Below are 3,327 nucleotides of genomic sequence, written 5' to 3' on the forward strand. Positions count from 1 at the left end.
GTCGCCGGCGGGGGCGAGCGCGGCCAGCGCCGACCCGAGCGCGGTGACGTCCGGGTAGCCCAGGGCGGCCGGGTCCTGCCCGCGGTCCAGGCAGAACAGCGCCTCTTCGAGGACGTCGTCGCGGACCGTGGCGGGCAGCGGGTAGCTGCTCAGTACGGTCAGCCCGCACACCGGGGCGCCCAGCTCGACCAGTTGCTGGGCGACGGCCAGCGCCAGCACGCCCCCACTGTGCGCGCCGACCAGGTGGAACGGGCCCGGGCTCAGCGCCCGCACCTTCGCCACGATCTCCTGCGCCACGTCGTCCAGGGTCTGTCCCTCGGTCACCCGCACCGGCGGCACCACCGCCACCGGGTCGATCGCCCCGAGGCCCGCGGCGAGCCGCTCCGCGTTGCCGCCCAGACCGTCGCCGACGAGCACGTGCACCGGGTTGCCGATGGCGTCCGCCGCTCCGGTCAGCGCCAGCTCGTCGCCGGCCCCGCTCTGCTCGGTCCCGTCCTGCCCCTGCTGGAGGAAGGCGGACAGCTCGCGCACGGACGCGCCGCCCAGCAGCTCGCGCAGCAACTCGTCGAAGAAGACCTCGGCCGCGGCCGGCACCTGCTCGCGCAGCGCCGTGACGAGCTGGGCGGCGAGCAGCGAGTCCCCGCCCAGGGTGTAGAAGTTGGTTTCGAGCGGGACATCCGACTCGCGCAGCACCTCCGCGTACACCCCGGCGACGCTCGACTCCAGTTCGCCGGCCTCGCGCACGTCCTGCCCGGCGGCCGGGGCCCCTGCCGTGCGGTGCTGCTCGGCCCATCCGGCCAGGGTGGCGCGGTCGATCTTGCCGTTGTCGGTCAGCGGCAACGCGTCCAGGATCTCGAAGCGCGACGGGATCATCTCCGCCGGGAGCCGTTCGGCGAGCCGCCGGGTGAGCTCCTCGGGGTCGACCGGTTCGCGGTCGGTCTTGAAGCGGGCCGCGAAGACGTGCATCCCGATGCGGGCCAGCTCGTCCTCCGGCGCCGGGACGCACAGTTCCAGTTCGGCCCCGGCCTCGGCCAGCAGGTCGTACCACTGGTGGCGGCCGATGAAGGTCTGGTCCTTGCCGTGGCGCACGTCCTGGAAGTCCCCGGCGGTGGCGTCGAAGAGGAACTCCATCGAGGTGAGGATCTGGTAGTTGTCGCGGGTCGTCTCGATGAAGACCAGCCACCCGCCGGGCACGAGCGCCTCGCGCATCCGGCGGAGGACCGCCTGGGCGTCCTTCGCGTAGTGCATGACGTTGCCGCACAGGATGACGTCCACCGAGTTCGGCCTGACGCCCTGCTCGCGGAACGGCTCGTTGAAGTCGAAGAGCGCGTAGTCGACCCAGGGGTGGTCCGCGAACCGCTCACCGGCCTTGTTCAGGAAGAACTGCGACACGTCGCTGAAGGTGTAGCGGACGTTCTCGCCGTCCAGCGCCGGAATGGTGTCGACGCTGGTGCCGCCGACCCCCGCCCCGACCTCCAGCACCCGCAGCGGACGGTCCGAGGTGTTGCGCCGGGCCACGCCCAGCACGGTGCTGGTGGCCAGCCGGTTGAGGTAGCGGGAAAGAAAGCCCTCCATGTAGGCGGCCTCGTGGATGCTCAGGTCGCCCTCGGGGAAGAGCATCCGCAGCGGGTCCCGCTCGTCGCGCATCAACTCCGGCAGGTGGGCGGCGGCGAGCTTGAAGTAGTCCACCAGCTCGGGGCGGTCGTTGGCCTCCGGCAGCAGCCGGTCGACCTCGGCCCAGGCCTGCTCGACGTCCTCGGGGGAGACCAGGCGCAGGCAGCCGAAGGTGCCGTCCTCGGCCCGGTCCAGGTATCCGTTCTCCACGCAGGCGGCCAGCCAGCGGCGCACCAGCCGCTCGTGCTTGGGCGCCACCCGGGCCAGCCGCATGATCTCGGAGGTGCTGTGGCGCGTCACGGCGTCCGGCCACACTCCCTCCCGGCGCAGGACGTCGACCATGCGGCGCAGCGCCGCGTCGTCGAGCACGGCCGCGAACTCCACCACCCTCGCGATGTCCACACCGTCGCGGATCTCGTCGGCAGCCGCGAGCACCTCGGGCCGCAGGGTCGCGTCCACGGTCTGGTCGGCCGGGTCGGCAGGCGAGGGCGCAACGAACGCGACCAGCCTGCGGTCGTTGCGCTCGCCCTGCGTGGTCACCGCCACCGCGTCGACCTGCGGGTCGGCGGCCAGTGCCGACTCCACCTCGGCGAGTTCGATGCGGTGGCCGCGGATCTTGACCTGCCGGTCGTCGCGGCCGATGAACTCCAGGGTGCCGTCGGGCAGATAGCGGGCGAGGTCGCCGGTGCGGTAGACCCGCTCGCCGTCCGGCAGCTCGAAGAAGCTGGCCGCGGTCTTCTCCGGGTCGCCGAGGTAGCCCTCGGCGAGGCCGGCGCCGGCGATGTACAGGTCACCCACGACGAGGTCGGGGCTGGGCCGCAGGGCCGCGTCGAGGACGTGGAAGCGCTGGTTCGCAAGCGGAGTGCCGTACGGGATGCTCGGCGCCGCGGGATCGACCTCGCCGATCGGGTGGACGATCGACCAGATCGCCGCCTCGGTCGCGCCGCCGAGGCTGTACAGCTCCACCTGGGGGAGGCGCGCGCGGACGGCGTCGGGGAGCGTCACGGGTATCCAGTCGCCCGACATCATGCCCAGCCGCACGCTCCCGCAGTCGCGGTCGCCGCCGCGCAGGTACTCCTCCAACAGCATCATCTGAGCCGGCACCGTGTTCAGCACGGTCACGCCGTGCCCGGTGATCAGCTCGGCCCAGTGCGAGGGGTCGCTGCGCCGCTCCGGGTCGGGGAGCACCAGGGTGCCGCCTCGGCCGAGGACGCCGAAGACGTCGAAGACCGAGAGGTCGAAGCCCAGGCTCGACAGGCCCAGCGCGACGTCGCGCGCGCCGATCCCGAACCTCTGGCAGACGTCGGCCAGGGTGTTCACCGCCGCACGGTGACTGATCTCCACCCCCTTCGGCTCGCCGGTCGAGCCCGAGGTGAAGATGACGTACGCCGAGTCGCCCGGGTCGACCGGCACCGCCTCAAAAGCAGCGGCGTCCGCAGTGGGCAGCCGGTCCACGTCGACGCGGCCGACGCCCGAGGGGAGTTCGGCGCCGACCGTGCTGTGCGCGACCACCAGGCCGATCCCGGCGGACTCGATGATCCTGTTGCGCCTGGCGTCGGGCTGGCCCGCCTCGACGGGGACGTAGGTGCCACCGGCCAGCAGCACCCCGAGCGCCCCCGCGACCTGCTCCCAGCTCTTCTCCAGCACCACCGCGACGCGCTGGTGCGGTCGGTGGCCCCGCGCGACGAGCGCCTCGGCCACGGCGGCGGCCCG

At 72.9% G+C, this 3,327-nt stretch carries 1 protein-coding gene; it reads right to left on the reverse strand.

From position 1 onward, the window contains the following. Positions 1-3,327, reverse strand: a 3,327-nt coding sequence (locus tag ACYVE9_RS19980; RefSeq protein WP_461029257.1) for an amino acid adenylation domain-containing protein, incomplete at both ends; no start/stop codon positions are given.

Source organism: Streptomyces sparsus, assembly GCF_054776295.1.